This window comes from Reyranella sp. (genome assembly GCF_965228225.1).
Classification (GTDB): domain Bacteria; phylum Pseudomonadota; class Alphaproteobacteria; order Reyranellales; family Reyranellaceae; genus Reyranella.
The window spans coordinates 1,148,073-1,164,720 of record NZ_OZ245801.1 but is presented as its reverse complement, the minus strand read 5'-3'; the positions used below and the strand labels follow the sequence as shown (position 1 = coordinate 1,164,720).

The following is a 16,648-nucleotide window of genomic DNA, read 5'->3' as shown; positions in this document are numbered from 1 at the left end:
GGAACGCGGCTTATGGCACATCCCCAGCGAGATTTCCTCCCCGGCAGGCGATCGGTCCTGGCCGGCGGCATTGCCGCCCTCGCCCTGACCCTCCAGGCGGGACGGGCCATCGCCGGCGTGAAGCCCGACATGGCCAAGGGCGCCATGGAACGGTTCAAGCTCGCCGCCCAGCCGAAGGCCCTGCCCGACCTCGAGATCCAGAACGCCGACGACAAGCCGATGAAGCTCGGCGACTTCAAGGGCAAGGTCGTCCTGCTGAACTTCTGGGCAACCTGGTGCACCCCCTGCGTAAAGGAAATGCCGAGCCTCGACCGGCTGCAGGCCGCGTTCCCGAAGGACAAGTTCCTGATTGTGCCGCTGTCGATCGACGGACCGACCAAGCCCAAGGTCGCGCCCTTCTACAAGGACCAGAAGCTCGCCAATCTCGGCATCTTCTTCGACAAGGGCCGCAAGACCATGCAGGGTCTCGACGTCACCCTGCTGCCGACCTCGATCCTGGTCGATGCCAAGGGCCGCGAACTCGGCCGCATCGAGGGCGATGCCGACTGGGACATGCCCGAGTCGATCGCCCTGATGAAGGCGGCGATGGGCAAGGACAAGGGCTGACGGGACGCCCGGTCGCGCCGGGTTCGTGCATAATGCGGCCGACATGACGCCGCCTCCCGCGCCCTCCGACGCCGTCGCCATCGAACTCAATGCGGTGCTGGTCGCCCTGACGGCGGACCAGCCGCTGGTGCTGACCCTGGAAGACGGCACCGTCCTGCCATCGGGGCCCTTCGCGACCGAGCATCCGACCCTTCAGAGCGGCCTGCGCGCCTGGGTCGAACGGCAGACCCATCATCCGCTGGGCTATGTCGAGCAGCTCTACACCTTCGCCGATCGCAACCGCCTTGGCCTGGACGGCCGGCAGCGCGTCGTGTCGATCAGCTATCTCGGTCTCACCCGCGAGCGGCTGGCAGCGGGCGCACGCGATCCGGAATGGCGGAGCTGGTACCGCTATTTCCCCTGGGAGGACTGGCGTGCCGGTCCCTCCCCGCTGATCGGCGAGGCCATCCTGCCGAGACTCGCAACGTGGGTGGAGGCCGGCGGCGATGCGGCAAGCCGGCGCGAGCGGCAGCAGCGGGTCGAGGTGAACTTCGGCGACGGCCAGGAAAACTGGAACGAGGACCTGGTCCTGCAGCGCTACGAGCTGCTGTACGAGGCTGGTCTGGTGCCCGAGGCGAAGCATGCGGCGGCCGATCCCGTGCCGGGGATGCCGATGCGACACGATCATCGCCGCATCCTCGCCACCGGCATCGCGCGGCTGCGGGCCAAGATCAAATACCGGCCGGTATTCTTCGAGCTGATGCCGCCGGAATTCACCCTGCTGCAGCTCCAGCGCGCCGTCGAGGCGCTGGCCGGCCGGCCCATGCACAAGCAGAATTTCCGCCGCTTGATCGACGCGCAGGGACTGGTCGAGCCGACGGGGGCGTCGACCGCGGAGGCACGGGGCCGCCCGGCCAAGCTGTTCCGCTTCCGCCGCGAGGTCGTCCTCGAACGCGCCGTCGCCGGCAGCAAGCTCCCCCTCTCCCGCCCCATCTGAAAACTTGACCTGATTAATGCTCATTCTTAGTATAAATAATTAATACTCTATTTGAGCATAATGAGGTTGGAAATGTCCCTGTCCTTTGCACCTGACCTGATGGCCCGGACCGCACCGCTCTATGATCGTGTGAAATCGGTGATTCCCTCGATCGAATGGCCGGCCTTCGCCGAGGACATCGACGCCATCCTGGCGCTGAAGCGCGAGCGGGATGCCGTGATCCTCGCGCACAACTACCAGACGCCCGAAATCTTCCACTGCGTGGCCGACATCGTGGGCGACAGCCTGGCGCTGGCCCGCGAGGCCATGAAGGTGGACGCCGGGACGATCGTCCTGGCCGGCGTCCATTTCATGGCCGAGACGGCCAAGCTCCTCAATCCGGCCAAGCGCGTGCTGATCCCCGACCTCGACGCCGGCTGCTCGCTCGCCGCCTCGATCACCGCCGCCGACGTCCGGCTGCTGCGCCAGCGCTATCCCGGCGTGCCCGTCGTGACCTACGTGAACACGTCCGCCGCCGTGAAGGCCGAGAGCGACATCTGCTGCACCTCCGGCAATGCCCGCAAGATCGTCGAGAGCCTCGGCGTGCCGAAGGTCATCATGCTGCCCGACGAATATCTGGCGCAGAACATCGCGGCCGAAACCGGCGTCGAGATCGTCACCTGGGCCGGCCACTGCGAGGTGCACGAGCGCTTCACGGCGCAGGACATCCGCCAGCTGCGCGCCGGCCACCCCGGCATCGTGGTGCTGGCCCATCCGGAATGCCCGCCCGAGGTCGTGGGCGAATCCGATTTCACCGGCTCGACCGCGGCGATGATCGATTATGTCGACAGCAAGCGGCCGGCGCGGGTCGTCCTCGTGACCGAATGCTCGATGAGCGACAACGTCGCCGTCCAGCATCCCGAGGTCGAGTTCATCCGTCCGTGCAACCTCTGCCCGCACATGAAGCAGATCACCCTGCCGAAGATCCGCCGCACGCTCGAGACGATGCACCACGAAGTGACGATCGACCCTGCCGTGGCGCAGCCGGCGCGGCGCGCGGTCGAACGCATGCTGGAAATCTGAGGCTCCGGTGATGGTCCCCTCCCTTCCCGCTCTGATGGTCGAACCCGTGGTGCGTGCCGCCCTCCTGGAGGATCTCGGCCGCGCCGGCGACCTCACCACCGATGCCATCGTGCCGCCGACCGCGCGCGCGAGGACCGCGCTGGTCGCGCGCCAGCCCGGCGTCGTCGCGGGGCTCGGCGCAGCGGCCATGGCTTTCCGGCTGGTCGACCCCTTGATCGAGATTGCGATCGAACGGCCGGACGGCACGGCGCTCGCGCCCGGCGACCGCATCGCCACCATCGCCGGTCCGGCACGCGGCATGCTGACTGCCGAGCGCGTCGCCCTGAACTTCCTCGGCCATCTGAGCGGCGTCGCCAGTGGCGCGGCCACGCTGGTCGAGGCCGTGCGCGGCCACAAGGCGCGCATCTGCTGCACGCGCAAGACGATGCCGGGGCTGCGCGCCCTGCAGAAATACGCCGTTCGCGTGGGCGGCGGCATGAACCACCGCTTCGGCCTCGACGATGGCGTGCTCATAAAGGACAACCATGTCGCCGTGGCCGGCGGCATCCGGCCGGCGATCCTCGCGGCGCGTCGCGGCGTCGGTCATCTCGTGAAGATCGAAGTCGAGGTCGATACGCTGGATCAGCTCGAGGAGGCGCTGGCGACCGGCGTCGACGCGGTCCTGCTCGACAACATGACGCCCGAGCAGCTCGCCACCGCGGTCCGCGTGATCGACGGACGCGCCCTCGCCGAAGCCTCCGGCCGCATCACACCCCAAACGGCGCCGGCCATCGCGGCCTGCGGCGTCGACCTGATCTCAGCCGGCTGGCTCACGCACAGCGCCAGCGTCCTCGACATTGGCCTCGACTGGCAGACCTAGCACGACCTCACCCTGAGGAGCGCTCAGCAGGAGCGCGTCTCGAAGGGTGGGCACGCGCACCACGTCTGTTGCCCATCCTTCGAGACGGTCGCTGCGCGACCTCCTCAGGATGAGGGAGTACGGCTCAGTTGCTGACTTCGCAGTGCTTGCCCATTTCCTTGCAGACCCGCAGCACCGCCTGGACGACCAGCGACGCGGTCGAGCCTTCGCCCGCGCCAGCATGGCCTGCGATCATGAGCTGCGAGACGTCGTCGTTGAACGGGACGACGTTCAGCGTGGCGGTGCGGTCGCCCTCGGCGATCTGGATGCGGCGTGCGCCGGGATCCTGCATCAGGATGCGGACCGAGGGATTCTTCCGCGCGAGGTCGAGCGCGGTCGAGAAGATCTTGTCGGCATGGGCATCGAGCAGGACCGTCGCGAAATCGTAGCCGGGCCGGCCGTCCGGCTGGCCGCCTTCGGTCATCTGGTGGATACGGCCCAACGCCTTGCGGGCGACGAACACCCATTGCGCCTCGGCCGAAGCGAACGGCAGCGCCAGGCTGGCCAGCATGGCGGTCGCGAGGAGAGGCTTGAAGAACGGAGGCATGCGACGTCTCCCTGATTAGCGCGGTATCTTAGGCGAGCGTCGCCAGCGACGACGCCGAGAACGGCGCCAGATCGCCGAAGCGCCCCTCGCGCACCTTGGTCGCCCATTGCGCATCGGCCAGCAAGGCACGGCCAACGGCCACCAGGTCGAACTCCTCGCGCTCCAGCCGGGCCTCGAGTTCGCCGAGATCGCCGATCTCGGAATCCTCGCGCGTCCGGAACGTCTGCACGAAATCCGCGCCCTTGAGGCCGACCGAGCCCACGGTGATGGTGGGCTTGCCGGTGAGCTTCTTGGTCCAGCCCGCGAGGTTCAGCGTCGAGCCCTCGAACTCGGGCTCCCAGAAGCGGCGCGTCGAGCAGTGGAAGATATCGGTGCCGGCAGCGGTCAGCGGTTCGAGGAAACGCGCAAGCTCGTCGGGCGTCAGCGCCAGACGCGCCGTGAAGTCCTGCTGCTTCCATTGCGAGAAGCGGAAGATGATCGGGTAGTCCGCACCCACTCGCGCGCGGATTGCCTTGACGATCTCGGCGGCGAAGTGCGTGCGCTGCACGAAGTCGCCGCCCCACGTATCGCTGCGCTTGTTCGCGCCGTCCCAGAAGAACTGGTCGATCAGGTAGCCGTGCGCGCCGTGGATCTCGACGGCGTCGAAGCCGATCTCCTGGGCGGCACCGGCCGCACGAGCAAAGGCGTCGATCGTGTCGGCGATGTCGGCCTCGCTCATCGCCGGACCGACCTGCTTGCCGGAGGCGGACAGGCCGGACGGACCGTCGGACGGTGCCTCGGGATGCTGGCCGGTCCCGGTCTTGCGCATCATGCCCTGGTGCCAGATCTGCGGGGCGATCTTGCCGCCGGCGGCATGCACTTCATCGACCACCCGCCGCCAGCCCGCGAGACTGGCGGGCGAATGGAAATCGGGCACGTTGGTGTCGTTGGAAGCGGCCGGCCGGTCGACCGTGGTGCCTTCGGTAATGATGAGACCGACGCCGCCTTCGGCGCGGCGGCGATAATAGGCCGCGACGTCGGCGCCGGGGATGCTGTCGGGGCTCTTGGAGCGCGTCATCGGCGCCATCACGACCCGGTTGGGCAGCGACAGCGTCTTGGAAATGAAGGGTCGGAAGAGCGGGCTGGTCATGAAGGTCTCGCTTGCGGGAATTCTACGTCGCCGTAGGGATAGAAATTCTTCAGATCGACGTTGCGATAGGGCAGGCCGTCGAGCCGCACGGTGCCGAGGAAGGGCTCGACCGGCTCGACCAGCAGGATGGTCCTGGCGAACCCGCTGTCGTCGAAGCCGCGGCGGAAGTGCACGCGCGACTTGATGGCGATCGCCTTGAATTGCGCGAGGTCGAAGGCAGGCCCTGCGAGTTCCGAGGGCTCGACGATTTGCGTCAGGTAGCGGCTGATCAGCACGACGTTGCCGCGGCCGAAGGCGACGCTCACCCACAGGGTGCCATGGGCCTCGTGCGCCCCGATCACCGTACCGGTGACGCGGACCGGATGGCCGGCCGATTCATCGGCGAGGCCACCGATCTCCCGGTCGAACGCATCGCCCACCTTCACGCCCTCGGCCTTCAGCGCGTCGATAACCTTGGCATCGGCGACGGTCGCGATCAGCACGTCCGACAGATCCTGCTCGATCACTTCCTTCAGGATCCAGGTCGCATAGCCCGACCGGTCACTATGGTCGGCCAGCACGACTGGTGTCTCGCCGCGCGCCATGGCTTCCTTGGCGAGCCGGACGCCCTCGGGGATCGGATGGACTTTCGCGGTATTGAGCAGCGCTTCGCGGCGGCGCCATGCCCAGGACGACATGTCGTCGGCGACCTTCTGGGCCAGCGCCGGATTGCCGTTGGTCATGACCTGGAAGGTCAGGCCGACATCGGGCACGTCGGCGAAGGGAAAGCCGAAGAAGACGTTCACGTAGACGTCGGGCTCGCGCGCCTCCCAGACGAGCGCACGCTGCACCAGGTCCATCCACGGCGAGGCGCCGGTCCATTGCAGCACGGTCGGCGTGATGATCGGCACCTTCACCGTCACCGTGGCGGGGACGTAGTCGCCGCGGATCGCACGCACCAGCATTCGCGCCGCGCGCTGGCCCTGGAGATGGCTGTCGTAGTGCGGGAAGTATTTGACCGTGAAGGCCATGTCGGCCTGGGCCAGGAACTCGGCGTCTTCGTTGCCGTGCGGATCGAAGGTGCCGACGATGAAGGCCTTGCGCCCCACCACCTCGCGGACGCGGCGGGCGATGTCGGCCTCCGGTCGCGCGACGCCGCGCACGCCCATCGCCCCGTGCAGGCTGAGATAGACGCCGTCGAACGGCCCCTGCTCCTTCAGGCCGGCGACCATCCGGCCGAGCAGGGTCTCGTAGGCGTCCTCGGTGATCCAGCCCGAGCCGGTGCCCGTCTTCGGCCACAGCGGCGATTCGATGCCGACCAGTTCGACACCGTCATACTCGCGCGCCACCTTCACGAACCCGCCCATGTAGGACTTGGGATCGTGCGCCAGCAGCGCTTCGCCGCTGGCCGGCGAGCCGGGATAGGTGAAATCGTCGAGCGTGGTGTCGTTCGGGAGGAACGTCACCGTCTCGTGAGCGAACTGCAGGACGGCGATACGCATCGCGCCGTCCGCCTCGTCAGCGCGTCGGGACCGGACGCTCGCCGGAATAGTCGTAGAAGCCGCGCTTGACCTTGCGTCCGATCCAGCCGGCCTCGACGTACTTCACGAGCAGCGGGCACGGACGATACTTCGAATCGGCCAGGCCCTCGTGCAGAACCTGCATCACCGAGAGGCAGGTATCGAGGCCGATGAAGTCGGCCAGCTCGAGCGGGCCCATCGGATGGTTGGCGCCCAGCTTCATGCCGGTGTCGATCGCCTCGACGTTGCCGACGCCCTCATAGAGGGCATAGACCGCCTCGTTGATCATCGGCAGCAGGATGCGGTTCACGATGAAGGCCGGGAAGTCCTCGGCATTGACCGGCTTCTTGTCGAGCTTGACCACGACCTCGCGCACCGTGCGGAAGGTCTCCTCCTCCGTGGCGATGCCGCGGATCAGCTCGACCAGGCCCATCAGCGGGACCGGGTTCATGAAGTGCATGCCCATGAACTTGCCGGGCCGGTCGGTGACCGCCGCAAGCCTCGTCACCGAGATCGACGAGGTGTTGGTCGCGAGCAGGACGTTGGCCGGCAGGCCCTCGCAGACCTTCTTGAAGATCTCGCGCTTCACCGCCTCGTTCTCGGTCGCCGCCTCGACGATCAGGTCGCAGTCGGCGAACGCCTTGTAGTCGGTGGCTGTCGAGATGCGGTTGAGCGCCGAGTCCTTGTCTTCCGGACGGATCATGCCACGGCCGATCTGCCGGTCCATGTTGCGTCCGATCGCATCGAGACCCTTGTCGAGATGGGCCTGGTCGACATCCGCGAGACGGATGTCGAAGCCCTTCAACGCGCAGACATGGGCGATGCCGCTGCCCATCTGGCCGGCACCGATGACTCCGATGCGCTTGATCATGATGGGTACCCTCGGGTTACTTTACTTTTTCTCGATCGCGGCAGTGAGCTCGGGGACGAGCTGGAAGAGATCGCCCACGAGTCCGTAGTCGGCCACCTGGAAGATCGGGGCTTCCTCGTCCTTGTTGATCGCCACGATCGTCTTGCTGTCCTTCATCCCGGCGAGATGCTGGATGGCGCCGGAGATGCCGATGGCGATGTAGAGGTCGGGCGCGACCACCTTGCCGGTCTGGCCGACCTGATAGTCGTTCGGCACGTAACCCGCATCGACCGCGGCGCGGCTGGCGCCGAGGCCGGCGCCGAGCTTGTCGGCCAGGGTCTCGAGCATCTTGAAGTTCTCGCCGCTCTGCAGGCCACGACCGCCGCTGACGACGATCTTGGCGCTGGTGAGTTCGGGGCGTTCGCTCTTGGACAGCTCGGCGCCGACGTACGAGGACAGGCCCTTGGCACCCTCGCCGCCGATCTTCTCGATCGCCGCCGAACCGCCGCCGGCCGCCGCCTTGAAGTTCGTCGGGCGCACGGTGACGATCTTGATCTTGTCGGCGGTCTGGACGGTGGCCATCGCATTGCCGGCGTAGATCGGCCGGACGAACGTATCGGGCGAAACGACCTGGATCGCCTCGGAGACCTGCGCGACGTCGAGCAGGGCGGCGACGCGCGGTGCGATGTTCTTGCCGACCGAATCGGCCGCCATCACGACGTGGCTGTAATTCGGCGCGAGCTTGACGACCAGCGGCGCGATGTCCTCGGCCAGCCAGTTGGCATAGGCCGCATCGTCGGCCTGAAGTACTTTGGTGACGCCGGCGATCGAAGCGGCCGATTTGGCCGCCTCGTCGCAGTTGCTGCCGGCCACGAGGACCGTGACGTCCGGATCCATCTGGCTCGCCGCGGTGACGGCGTTGGCGACGTTGGCCCGGACAGCTTTGCCGTCATGCGCGGCGACGACGAGAACGCCCATGATCAGATCACTCCCGCTTCGTTCTTCAGCTTGTCGACGAGTTCGGCGACGGTCTTCACCTTGATACCGGCCTTGCGCTTCGGCGGCTCCTCGACCTTCAGGGTCTTGAGGCGCGGCGCGACATCGACGCCCAGCGCGTCCGGCGCCAGCGTCTCGATCGGCTTCTTCTTCGCCTTCATGATGTTCGGCAGCGACGCGTAGCGCGGCTCGTTGAGGCGCAGGTCGGTCGTGATCACGGCCGGCATCTTGATCTTGATGTTCTCGAGGCCGCCGTCGACCTCGCGCTTCACCTCGACCGAACCATCGGCGACGTTCAGCTTGTTGGCGAAGGTGCCCTGCGACCAGCCGAGCAGCGCGGCCAGCATCTGACCGGTCTGGTTAGAATCGTCGTCGATGGCCTGCTTGCCGACGATGACGAGGCCGGGCTGCTCCTTGTCGACCACTGCCTTCAGCAGTTTGGCCACGGCCAGCGGCTGCAGTTCGGCATCGGTCTGCACCAGCACACCGCGGTCCGCGCCCATGGCGAGCGCCGTGCGGATGGTCTCCTGGCACTGGGCCGGGCCGGCGGAGAAGGCAATGACTTCGGTCGCGGCGCCCTTCTCTTTCATGCGGATCGCCTCTTCAACGGCGATCTCATCGAAGGGATTCATCGACATCTTGACGTTAGCCGTCTCGACACCCGTGTTGTCGGCCTTGACGCGGATCTTGACGTTGTAGTCGATGACCCGCTTGACCGCGACCAGCACTTTCATCGCGTTGCGCCTATCGGTGAGTTGAGGCCGGACTGACCCGTCCGGCGAAGGGGTTTTCGTGTAGGGGTGTTGAGCCGATCATGTCAAGGCTATGGCGCACCGCACAAAACCGCAGTGTGGAAGCTTTTTTCCCAATTTTTCAACAGCTTGCCGGTCAGCGCGCCCCGCCCGGTACCCACAGCACATCTGCCGCACCATTGTCGTTGACCCGGCGAGCCAGCACGAACAGGTGGTCCGACAGGCGATTGATGTACTTGATCGCCTCCGGGTTGATCTCCTGCTCGGCCGCCAGATGGGTCATGCAGCGCTCGGCGCGCCGCGCCACGGTCCGCGCGAGATGCAGCCACGAAGCGGTTTCGCTGCCGCCCGGCAGGATGAAAGACTTGAGCGGCTGCAACTCGGCGTTCATCGCATCGATCTCGTGTTCGAGGCGCTCGACCTGCGAGGCCACCATGCGCAGGGCCGGCTCGTCGCGCTTGGTCTTGCCTTCGGGCGTGCAGAGGTCGGCACCGAGGTCGAACAGGTCGTTCTGGATCCGCGCCAGCATCGCGTCGGCTTCGGCGAGGCGCGGATCGGCACTGCCGGCGCGCGTGATGGCGCTGCGCGCCAAGCCGATCACCGAATTGGCCTCGTCGGTCGTGCCGTAGGCCTCGACACGGATGTCGTGCTTGGCGACCCGTTCGCCACGGCCCAGCGACGTCATGCCGGTGTCGCCGCCGCGTGTGTAGATGCGATTGAGGGTAACGGCCATCGCCTAGCTCCTGCTCGCCAAGTACCAGAGAATGATCAGCACGACGGTGAGGAGCTGCAGACGCACGCGCCACCACATCATGCGGTTGCTGCGGCGACTGCCCTCGATGTTGCCGTCCTGGTTGCGGCTCATGTTGATCAGGCCGGCGAACAGCGTCCCGAGCGTCGCAAACGCAGACACCAGCACGAGGACAAAAAGAACATTGGCAAGGGTCATAGGGGCTTATCCCGCATTGTGCCTGCCCGCGCCAGTACGGGCACCCGCCCAGGGTCGCGCATCGCGGGAGGCTGCCGTGCCGGTGGCGAGGCGGAAGATCGTCTCGGCGGTCTGCTCGGCCGACCACAGGGCCGCATGGACCGTACCGTACTCGACCGGCTCGGTCGCCTCGCCGGCGAAGAACACGCGATTTCCCAGGGGGCGCGCATGGGCAGTGCAATCGTCGGGATCGCTGCCGACGCCGGGGTAGGAATAGCCGCCGCGCGACCAGGGATCGCTCAGCCAGCGCGGGAACGCCATCGCCTCGGGCTCGGGAATGTCCTCGCCGAACATCGCACGCAGCGATTTCATGGCGACGGCGATCACTTCCGCGTCGCTCGCCTCGCGGTCGAGATGGATCGCGGTGTGGCCGTTGCAGAAACTGAGCAGGATCGGCAGACCGGTCTCCTGCTCGTGACTGACCCAGGTGTTGAAGCCGCCGCGCCTCTGCGGTGAATCCGGAAGGCGCCCGAACCATTTCGGCGACTCCGGCCAGAAGCGGTGCGGAAAGCGCAGGTAGATCTTGCCGAGAACGCCCGCCCCGTAGCCGATCCGGCCGATCGCCGTGCGCTGGGCCTCGGGCGGGGCGGGATCGAGCGCGGGCAGTCCGGCACGCAGCAACCCGACCGGTACCGCGATCACCGCGCGGTCCGCCTCGATGCGCTCGCCGCCCTGCAGGATCGCCGTCACGCCCTCGCCCGTCCACACGACCCGCTCGACGACGGCGCCCTGGCGAATGTCCAGTCCGTGCGCGACGTCGTCGATCAGGGACCGGTAGCCGCCCTTGGGCTGGGCATTGCGCTCGAGCCCTTCGGTGGGAAACCACTCCTCCGCCGCCACCGCCTCCCAGGGCGCGCTCTGCACGCCCTCGCTCATCTCGACGAAGGTCGCGATCACCAGCCGGTCGATCTCGGGCAGCCAGGACGCCGAAAGCAGCGGCTCGACGGCTTCACGTACGGAGATCGAGCGCGGACCGCGGACGCGGGTCAGCGCCTTGCTCTTCCACGTCGCCCATTCGATCGCGGCCTTGAAGGCAAGCCGCCCCATCACCGCGCGCCGGCGCTGGCCCTCGCGGGTCGGCGAGGTCGCCCGCTTGTCGATCAGCAGGCGCTCGCCCTGCGATTCGATCAGGTCGATGCCCAGCTTCTCGCACCACAGGGTCAGCGGATTGCCGTCGACCCCGTGCACCCAGGAGCCGCCGAGATCGACGGGCGCGCCGACGCGATCGTCCGTCCAGGTCCGGCCGCCGATGCGTCCTCGCGCCTCGATCACGCTGACGGTGAAACCCGAATCCTGCAGCAGCCTCGCGACGACCAGTCCCGCCATGCCGGCACCGACCACGACGATGCGCTCGCCGTTGCCCGCCCCCATCGACCAGGAGCCCGTCATGCTCATTCCGTCACGCCCATGCGAGCATCGGCAGCGCCGACATCGCATCGAAAGTCCGGCCGCCCGCAGCCCGCAACGCCTCGGCGTCGCTGTACGCGGCGCCGACATAGGCCAGTGCGCGCATGCCGGCGGCGCGGGCCGCGTGAATGCCCGGCAGCGAATCCTCGACCACGGTGCAGTCGAAGGGCTGCTCGTTCATCTCTATCGCGGCGTGGAGGAACAGGTCCGGGAACGGTTTTCCGCGCGGCACCTGGCTCGAACTGAAGATGCGGCCCTCGAAGCGCGACCACAGGCCGGTGATGCCGAGGGTGACCCGCATCTTGTCCAGACTGCCCGAGCTGGCGACGCAGGTCGCGATACCTGCCGCCTCGATCGCATCGATCGCCTCGACGACGCCGGGGACGGTGCGCAGCGGAGCGTCGCGGAAAGCCTGCATTGTGTCGGCCTGCAGGCGGTCGACGAAATCCACTGGCAGGGCGCGGCCGAGTTCGCTTTCGACAATCTCGACGCACGATTTCATCGAGCGGCCCATCAGGCGCCGCATCGTGTCCTCGACGTTCCAGTCGAGACCCTCGCACCGGAGCGCGCGGGCAAAGCAAGTGTTGGCGAGGGGCTCGCTGTCGACCAGGACCCCATCGCAATCGAATATGACCAGCACGCCCCGAGGAGTATCAGTAAGGCTTGTCGCCTGCCACCGTGACCCGGTTGCCGCTGCGGGTGTGCGGCCAGTAGTCCCACATCGCGCGATGCTGGACGCAGCGATTGTCCCAGAAGGCGATGGAATTCTCCTGCCAGCGGAAGCGGCACTGGAAGAGCGGGTTCTCCATGTGTTCGTAGAGGTACCGCAGGATCGCGTCGCTCTCGTCGCGCGGCAGGCCGACCAGCGAGCGGGTGAAGCCGCGATTGACGTAGAGGCCCTTCTTGCCGGTCACCGGATGCGTCCGCACCACCGGATGGATGGCGCGCGGATACTCCGGCTTGTCGGCGACGTTGAAGTTCTTGTAGAGGCCGCGATAGACCGATTCGCCGTCATGCACGGCGGTCAGCCCGTCGAGATAGGTCTTCATGCGATCCGACAGCGCCTCGTAGGCGGCGTACATGCTGGCGAACAGCGTGTCGCCGCCCTTGGGCGGGCACTTCTTGATGTAGAGGATGCTGCCCATCGGCGGCTCGAGGTCGCAGCTCACGTCGGTGTGCCAGCCCTCGCCGTTGGCGCGCGGCGAATCCTTGTCGGCATGGATGATCATCAGCTCGGGCTTGCCGGGTTCGCTCGGCGCCGCGGGGTGGGTATGCAGCTCGCCGAACAGGCGGCCGAACGCCATGTGCTGGTCCTGGCTGATGTGCTGGTCGCGGAAGAAGATGACCAGGTTCTCGGCCAGCGCGCGATGGATCTCGTCCTGCTGACGGTTGGACAGCGGCTGGCTGAGGTCGATCCCGCCGATCTCGGCACCCAGGATCGGCGTCAGCTTGTCGATGGTGATCGTCTCGTACGGGGCGCTTTCGTCGGCGTTGTGCCGGTAACGCGGGCCGGCATTGGCGTTCAGGGATCCTGCCATGGGTCTCTCCTATTCAACCTTGATGTTGGCTCGACGGATGATCTGGCCCCAGCGCTCCTTCTCGGCGCTGGCGAAAGCAGCGAACTCGGCCGGCCGCATGAGCTTGGGCGTGCCGCCCAGGGCCGCCAGCCGCTCGACGACTTCCGGCATCGCCGACACCGTGTAGAGGTCGGCGTTGATCCGGTTGACGATCTCGGCCGGCGTCCCCTTCGGCGCATAGAAGCCGGTCCAGGTCGTCAGCAGGACGTCGGGAAGCCCCGCTTCCGCCGCCGTCGGCATGGCCGGCACAGCGGCGTAGCGTTCGCTGTCGGTGACGAACAAACCCTTCAGCGCGCCGCGGTCCATCGCGATCTTGGCGTTGACGGTGTCGATCATCATGAAGGTGAGCAGGCCGCTCTGCACGTCGGGGATCGCCTGCGGGTTGCTCTTGTAGCCGACATAGACCGCATCGACTCCTGCCGCCATCTTGTAGAGTTCGGAGGCGACGCGCGCAGGCAAGGCGCCGGCGCCGTAATTGTGCTTGCCGGGCTCGGCTTTCAGCTTCGCCGTCAGCTCCGCCGCCGTGTTGATCGGACTGTTCCGGTCCACCAGCAGCACGAAGGGCGAGGTGCCCATGCGCGAGATCGGCGCGAAGTCGGCGATCGGATCGTAGGGCAGCTTGTCGTAGATCGCGGGATTGACGACCTGCGTCATCGCCGAGGTGGCGAAGAGCGTCAGCCCGTCGGGCTTGGCGCGCGCCACCGATTCGGCCGCCGGAATGCCATTGCCGCCGCCCTTGTTGTCGATCACCACGGGCTGGCTCCACAGCGCCGAGAGACGCTCGGCATAGACGCGGGCGCTGATGTCGGTCGCCGCGCCAGCCGGAAACGGCACGACCATCGTCACGCGCCCCGCAGGATACTTCTGCGCCTGTACGATCGCGGGCACCGCAAAGGCTGCCGCGCCCAGTCCCATCCCGAACCGCCGTCTGCCGATCATGTTTCCTCGTCTTTTCTTGTTGCGAGACGTTAGACCCGTTCGACGGGCGCCGCTCCGATCAAGTCGACAGAGTCCGTATTACGGAATAGCCTCGCGCCATGGCCATAGAGCCCGTTCGCCGCAGTTTCGCGATCCTCGAGGCGCTGAGCCGGCGCTCGCATGGAACGATCGCGACCCTGGCGACCGAGACAGGCCTGCCCCGCCCTACGGTCGCGCGCCTGCTCGGCACGCTCGTCGAACTGGGATACGCGACCCAGGTCTCACGGCTGCTGGGCTATCGCCTCACCGATCGCGTGCTTGCGCTCGCGCAGGGCATTCGCTTCATCGATCATCTGGTGGACATCGCCGCGCCGCACATGCAGCGCTTCACGCAGGACCATGGCTGGCCGCTCTATCTCGGCTCGATCAGCCACCGCGCCATCACGATCCGCTATTCGACCGCCGCCGAGAGCCCGATGTCCTTCGAGCGCATGGCCCTGCAGCGCCGCAGTCCGATCCTCTCAGGCGCCCTCGGACGCGCCTGGCTCGCCTTCTCGACGGAAGAGGAACGGCGCGCGATCCTGCGCGACCTCGGCGTCCGCCACGATGCGAAACTGGGGGCGGCCTTTGAGCGGATCCGCCGGCAAGGCCACGCCTTCTCGGTCGTGACGCGTGCGGCGCGCCTGCAGGGCATCGCCGTCGTCATACAGCGAAACGATCGCGTCCTGGGATGCATCTCGATGCGATTCACGCGCTCTGCCTTGAGCGAAGCCGAGGCTGGCGAACGTTACGGCGCGCCGCTGACTGCGCTCGCACGGGCCATCGCCATCGACGTGGCAAACGAGTAGCTTGCGCGCAATTCAACGGAGGAAACATGCCGGCATTCGACGCCATCGCAACGCAGACCGTGCGCAAGGCAAGCCATCTCGAACCCGCTTTCGTGCACAAGGAAGACGTCGAGGCCGCAGCGCGGAAAATCGCCGCCCGAAAGAAGAAGCCCAACATCCTGATCTACCTGATGGACGATGTCGGCTGGGGCGATTTCGGCTGCTACGGCGGCGGCGTCGCCGTGGGCGCGCCGACGCCCAACTTCGACAAGATCGCGCGGGGCGGCCTGCAGCTCACCTCCTGCTATTCCGAACCCTCCTGCTCGCCGTCGCGCGCCACGCTGCACACCGGCCGCGTTCCGAACCGTCATGGACTGCATCGTCCGCCGATGTACGGCGAACCCGGCGGGCTGCAGGGCGAGATCACTCTGCCGATGCTGCTCGGCCAGGCCGGCTACACCACGCAGGCGGTCGGCAAGTGGCATCTTGGCGAGAACGTGGAGAGCCAGCCGCAGCATGTCGGCTACGACGATTTCTACGGCTTCCTCTCCGTCTCCGACATGTACACGGAGTGGCGCGATCCGCACTTCTTCCCCGAGATCGTCTATTCGGACGCGCGCACCGAGTGGATCAAGAACATGCCCTTCAATCGCTGCTTCGTGCACGCGACCAAGGGCAAGGAACTGACCAACGTCGAGGAGGTGACCATCCCCGTCCTCTCCGAGCTCGACGAGAAGTGGTGCAAGTATTCCGAGGCCTTCATCGAGAAGCAGGCCAAGTCGGACAAGCCGTGGCTGCTCTATCACTGCACGCGCGGCGCCCACTTCGATAACTATCCGGGCGAGAAGTTCCTCGGCAAGTCGCCGGCCAAGCATCCCTACAAGGACACGCTGCTCGAACTCGACGAGATCATGGGCCGCCTCGTCGAGGCGCTGCGCAAGTCGGGCCAGCTCGAGGACACGCTGATCTTCATCTCGTCCGACAACGGGCCGCACATGGAAACCTGGCCGGACGCCGCCTTCACGCCGTTCCGCTGCGCCAAGGGCTCGACCTGGGAAGGCGGCGTGCGCGTACCGGGCCTGATGTACTGGCCGGGCACGATCGAGGCCGGACGCCAGAGCGACGGGCTGTTCGATTTCAATGACATCGTGCCGACGGCGCTCGGCCTGGCCGGCGCCTCGGAGCTCCTGCCGTCCGACCGCTACATCGACGGCGTCGACCAGAGCTCGTTCCTGCTGGCGCCCGATGGCCTCTCCAACCGCAAGTACCACTACTATTGGCTGAGCCAGACCTTCTCGGGCATGCGCTGCGGCGAATACAAGATGGTGCTGTCGGCCACGAGCGACAACGCGACGGACGCCTTCGGCACCGGCGGCTTCACCGGCGTGCTGGAACGCTACACCTATCCGAAGCTGTTCAACCTCTATCTCGATCCGAAAGAGCAGCACAATTACCTGACGCGCAAGCTGGCCTACATCGAGGCCTTCCAGCTCGGCATGCGCAACCATCTCGGTACTTTCAAGAAGTACCCCGCCAAGAAGATCATGGGCATCAAGGTGGACGACAAGCGCGAATAGTCTCGGCAGGAACGGCGCGGGAGGCGCGGAGCGATCCCC

General features: G+C 66.7%; 18 protein-coding genes. 6 read left to right on the top strand and 12 right to left on the bottom strand.

Going from position 1 to position 16,648, the window contains the following annotated elements:
• Positions 1–12: 12 nt before the first annotated feature.
• The 4 genes from ACO07K_RS05690 to nadC all read left to right on the top strand — a co-directional run bounded on the left by ACO07K_RS05690 (position 13) and on the right by nadC (position 3,503).
• The gene (locus ACO07K_RS05690) at positions 13–606 is read left to right on the top strand and encodes a TlpA disulfide reductase family protein (RefSeq protein WP_422034934.1); all 594 of its coding nucleotides are present in this window, start codon (positions 13–15) and stop codon (positions 604–606) included.
• A gap of 43 nt (positions 607–649) precedes the next feature.
• Complete coding sequence (locus tag ACO07K_RS05685) at positions 650–1,582, top strand: NUDIX hydrolase (protein WP_422034933.1); 933 nt, start codon at positions 650–652, stop codon at positions 1,580–1,582.
• A 72-nt stretch (positions 1,583–1,654) separates the two neighbouring features.
• Positions 1,655–2,644 carry a quinolinate synthase NadA gene (gene nadA / locus ACO07K_RS05680; RefSeq protein WP_422034932.1) on the top strand — a complete coding sequence of 330 codons (990 nt, stop codon included), beginning with the start codon at positions 1,655–1,657 and terminating at the stop codon, positions 2,642–2,644.
• A 10-nt stretch (positions 2,645–2,654) separates the two neighbouring features.
• Positions 2,655–3,503, top strand: a complete 849-nt coding sequence (gene nadC / locus ACO07K_RS05675) for a carboxylating nicotinate-nucleotide diphosphorylase (RefSeq protein ID WP_422034931.1) — start codon at positions 2,655–2,657, stop codon at positions 3,501–3,503.
• Between the two features lie 124 nt (positions 3,504–3,627).
• Here the strand turns inward: nadC and ACO07K_RS05670 are convergent, their stop codons facing one another.
• From ACO07K_RS05670 to ACO07K_RS05615, 12 genes are all read right to left on the bottom strand, one after another.
• Positions 3,628–4,089, bottom strand: coding sequence for a hypothetical protein (locus tag ACO07K_RS05670; protein ID WP_422034930.1), 462 nt, complete (start codon positions 4,087–4,089; stop codon positions 3,628–3,630).
• Between the two features lie 28 nt (positions 4,090–4,117).
• Complete coding sequence (locus ACO07K_RS05665) at positions 4,118–5,218, bottom strand: NADH:flavin oxidoreductase (protein WP_422034929.1); 1,101 nt, start codon at positions 5,216–5,218, stop codon at positions 4,118–4,120.
• Positions 5,215–6,699: a M81 family metallopeptidase gene (locus tag ACO07K_RS05660; RefSeq protein WP_422034928.1), complete on the bottom strand. Its 1,485-nt coding sequence runs from the start codon at positions 6,697–6,699 to the stop codon at positions 5,215–5,217. The genes ACO07K_RS05665 and ACO07K_RS05660 overlap by 4 nt, the downstream gene beginning before the upstream one ends.
• 16 nt (positions 6,700–6,715) lie before the next feature.
• On the bottom strand, positions 6,716–7,588 hold the full coding sequence (locus ACO07K_RS05655; protein ID WP_422015764.1) for a 3-hydroxybutyryl-CoA dehydrogenase: 873 nt from the start codon (positions 7,586–7,588) through the stop codon (positions 6,716–6,718).
• 21 nt (positions 7,589–7,609) lie between these two features.
• Positions 7,610–8,545, bottom strand: a complete 936-nt coding sequence (locus ACO07K_RS05650; RefSeq protein WP_422034926.1) for an electron transfer flavoprotein subunit alpha/FixB family protein — start codon at positions 8,543–8,545, stop codon at positions 7,610–7,612.
• A gap of 2 nt (positions 8,546–8,547) precedes the next feature.
• Complete coding sequence (locus tag ACO07K_RS05645) at positions 8,548–9,297, bottom strand: electron transfer flavoprotein subunit beta/FixA family protein (RefSeq protein WP_295139985.1); 750 nt, start codon at positions 9,295–9,297, stop codon at positions 8,548–8,550.
• A gap of 154 nt (positions 9,298–9,451) precedes the next feature.
• Positions 9,452–10,048, bottom strand: a complete 597-nt coding sequence (locus ACO07K_RS05640; RefSeq protein ID WP_422034925.1) for a cob(I)yrinic acid a,c-diamide adenosyltransferase — start codon at positions 10,046–10,048, stop codon at positions 9,452–9,454.
• A 3-nt stretch (positions 10,049–10,051) separates the two neighbouring features.
• A complete protein-coding gene (locus tag ACO07K_RS05635; protein ID WP_298310613.1) occupies positions 10,052–10,264 on the bottom strand; it encodes a twin transmembrane helix small protein in 213 nt (70 codons plus the stop codon).
• A 6-nt stretch (positions 10,265–10,270) separates the two neighbouring features.
• Positions 10,271–11,692, bottom strand: a complete 1,422-nt coding sequence (locus ACO07K_RS05630) for a flavin monoamine oxidase family protein (protein ID WP_422034924.1) — start codon at positions 11,690–11,692, stop codon at positions 10,271–10,273.
• 10 nt (positions 11,693–11,702) lie between these two features.
• Positions 11,703–12,350: an HAD family hydrolase gene (locus ACO07K_RS05625; protein WP_422034923.1), complete on the bottom strand. Its 648-nt coding sequence runs from the start codon at positions 12,348–12,350 to the stop codon at positions 11,703–11,705.
• A 13-nt stretch (positions 12,351–12,363) separates the two neighbouring features.
• Complete coding sequence (locus tag ACO07K_RS05620; RefSeq protein ID WP_422034922.1) at positions 12,364–13,248, bottom strand: TauD/TfdA dioxygenase family protein; 885 nt, start codon at positions 13,246–13,248, stop codon at positions 12,364–12,366.
• Between the two features lie 9 nt (positions 13,249–13,257).
• Positions 13,258–14,226 (bottom strand): Bug family tripartite tricarboxylate transporter substrate binding protein, encoded by a 969-nt coding sequence (locus ACO07K_RS05615; RefSeq protein ID WP_422034921.1) that lies wholly within the window; start codon positions 14,224–14,226, stop codon positions 13,258–13,260.
• 98 nt (positions 14,227–14,324) lie between these two features.
• Here ACO07K_RS05615 and ACO07K_RS05610 point away from each other — a divergent pair, with 98 nt between their 5' ends.
• Both ACO07K_RS05610 and ACO07K_RS05605 read left to right on the top strand, forming a co-directional pair.
• Positions 14,325–15,053 (top strand): helix-turn-helix domain-containing protein, encoded by a 729-nt coding sequence (locus tag ACO07K_RS05610; protein WP_422034920.1) that lies wholly within the window; start codon positions 14,325–14,327, stop codon positions 15,051–15,053.
• A gap of 26 nt (positions 15,054–15,079) precedes the next feature.
• Positions 15,080–16,609, top strand: a complete 1,530-nt coding sequence (locus tag ACO07K_RS05605) for an arylsulfatase (RefSeq protein WP_422034919.1) — start codon at positions 15,080–15,082, stop codon at positions 16,607–16,609.
• Positions 16,610–16,648: the final 39 nt, after the last annotated feature.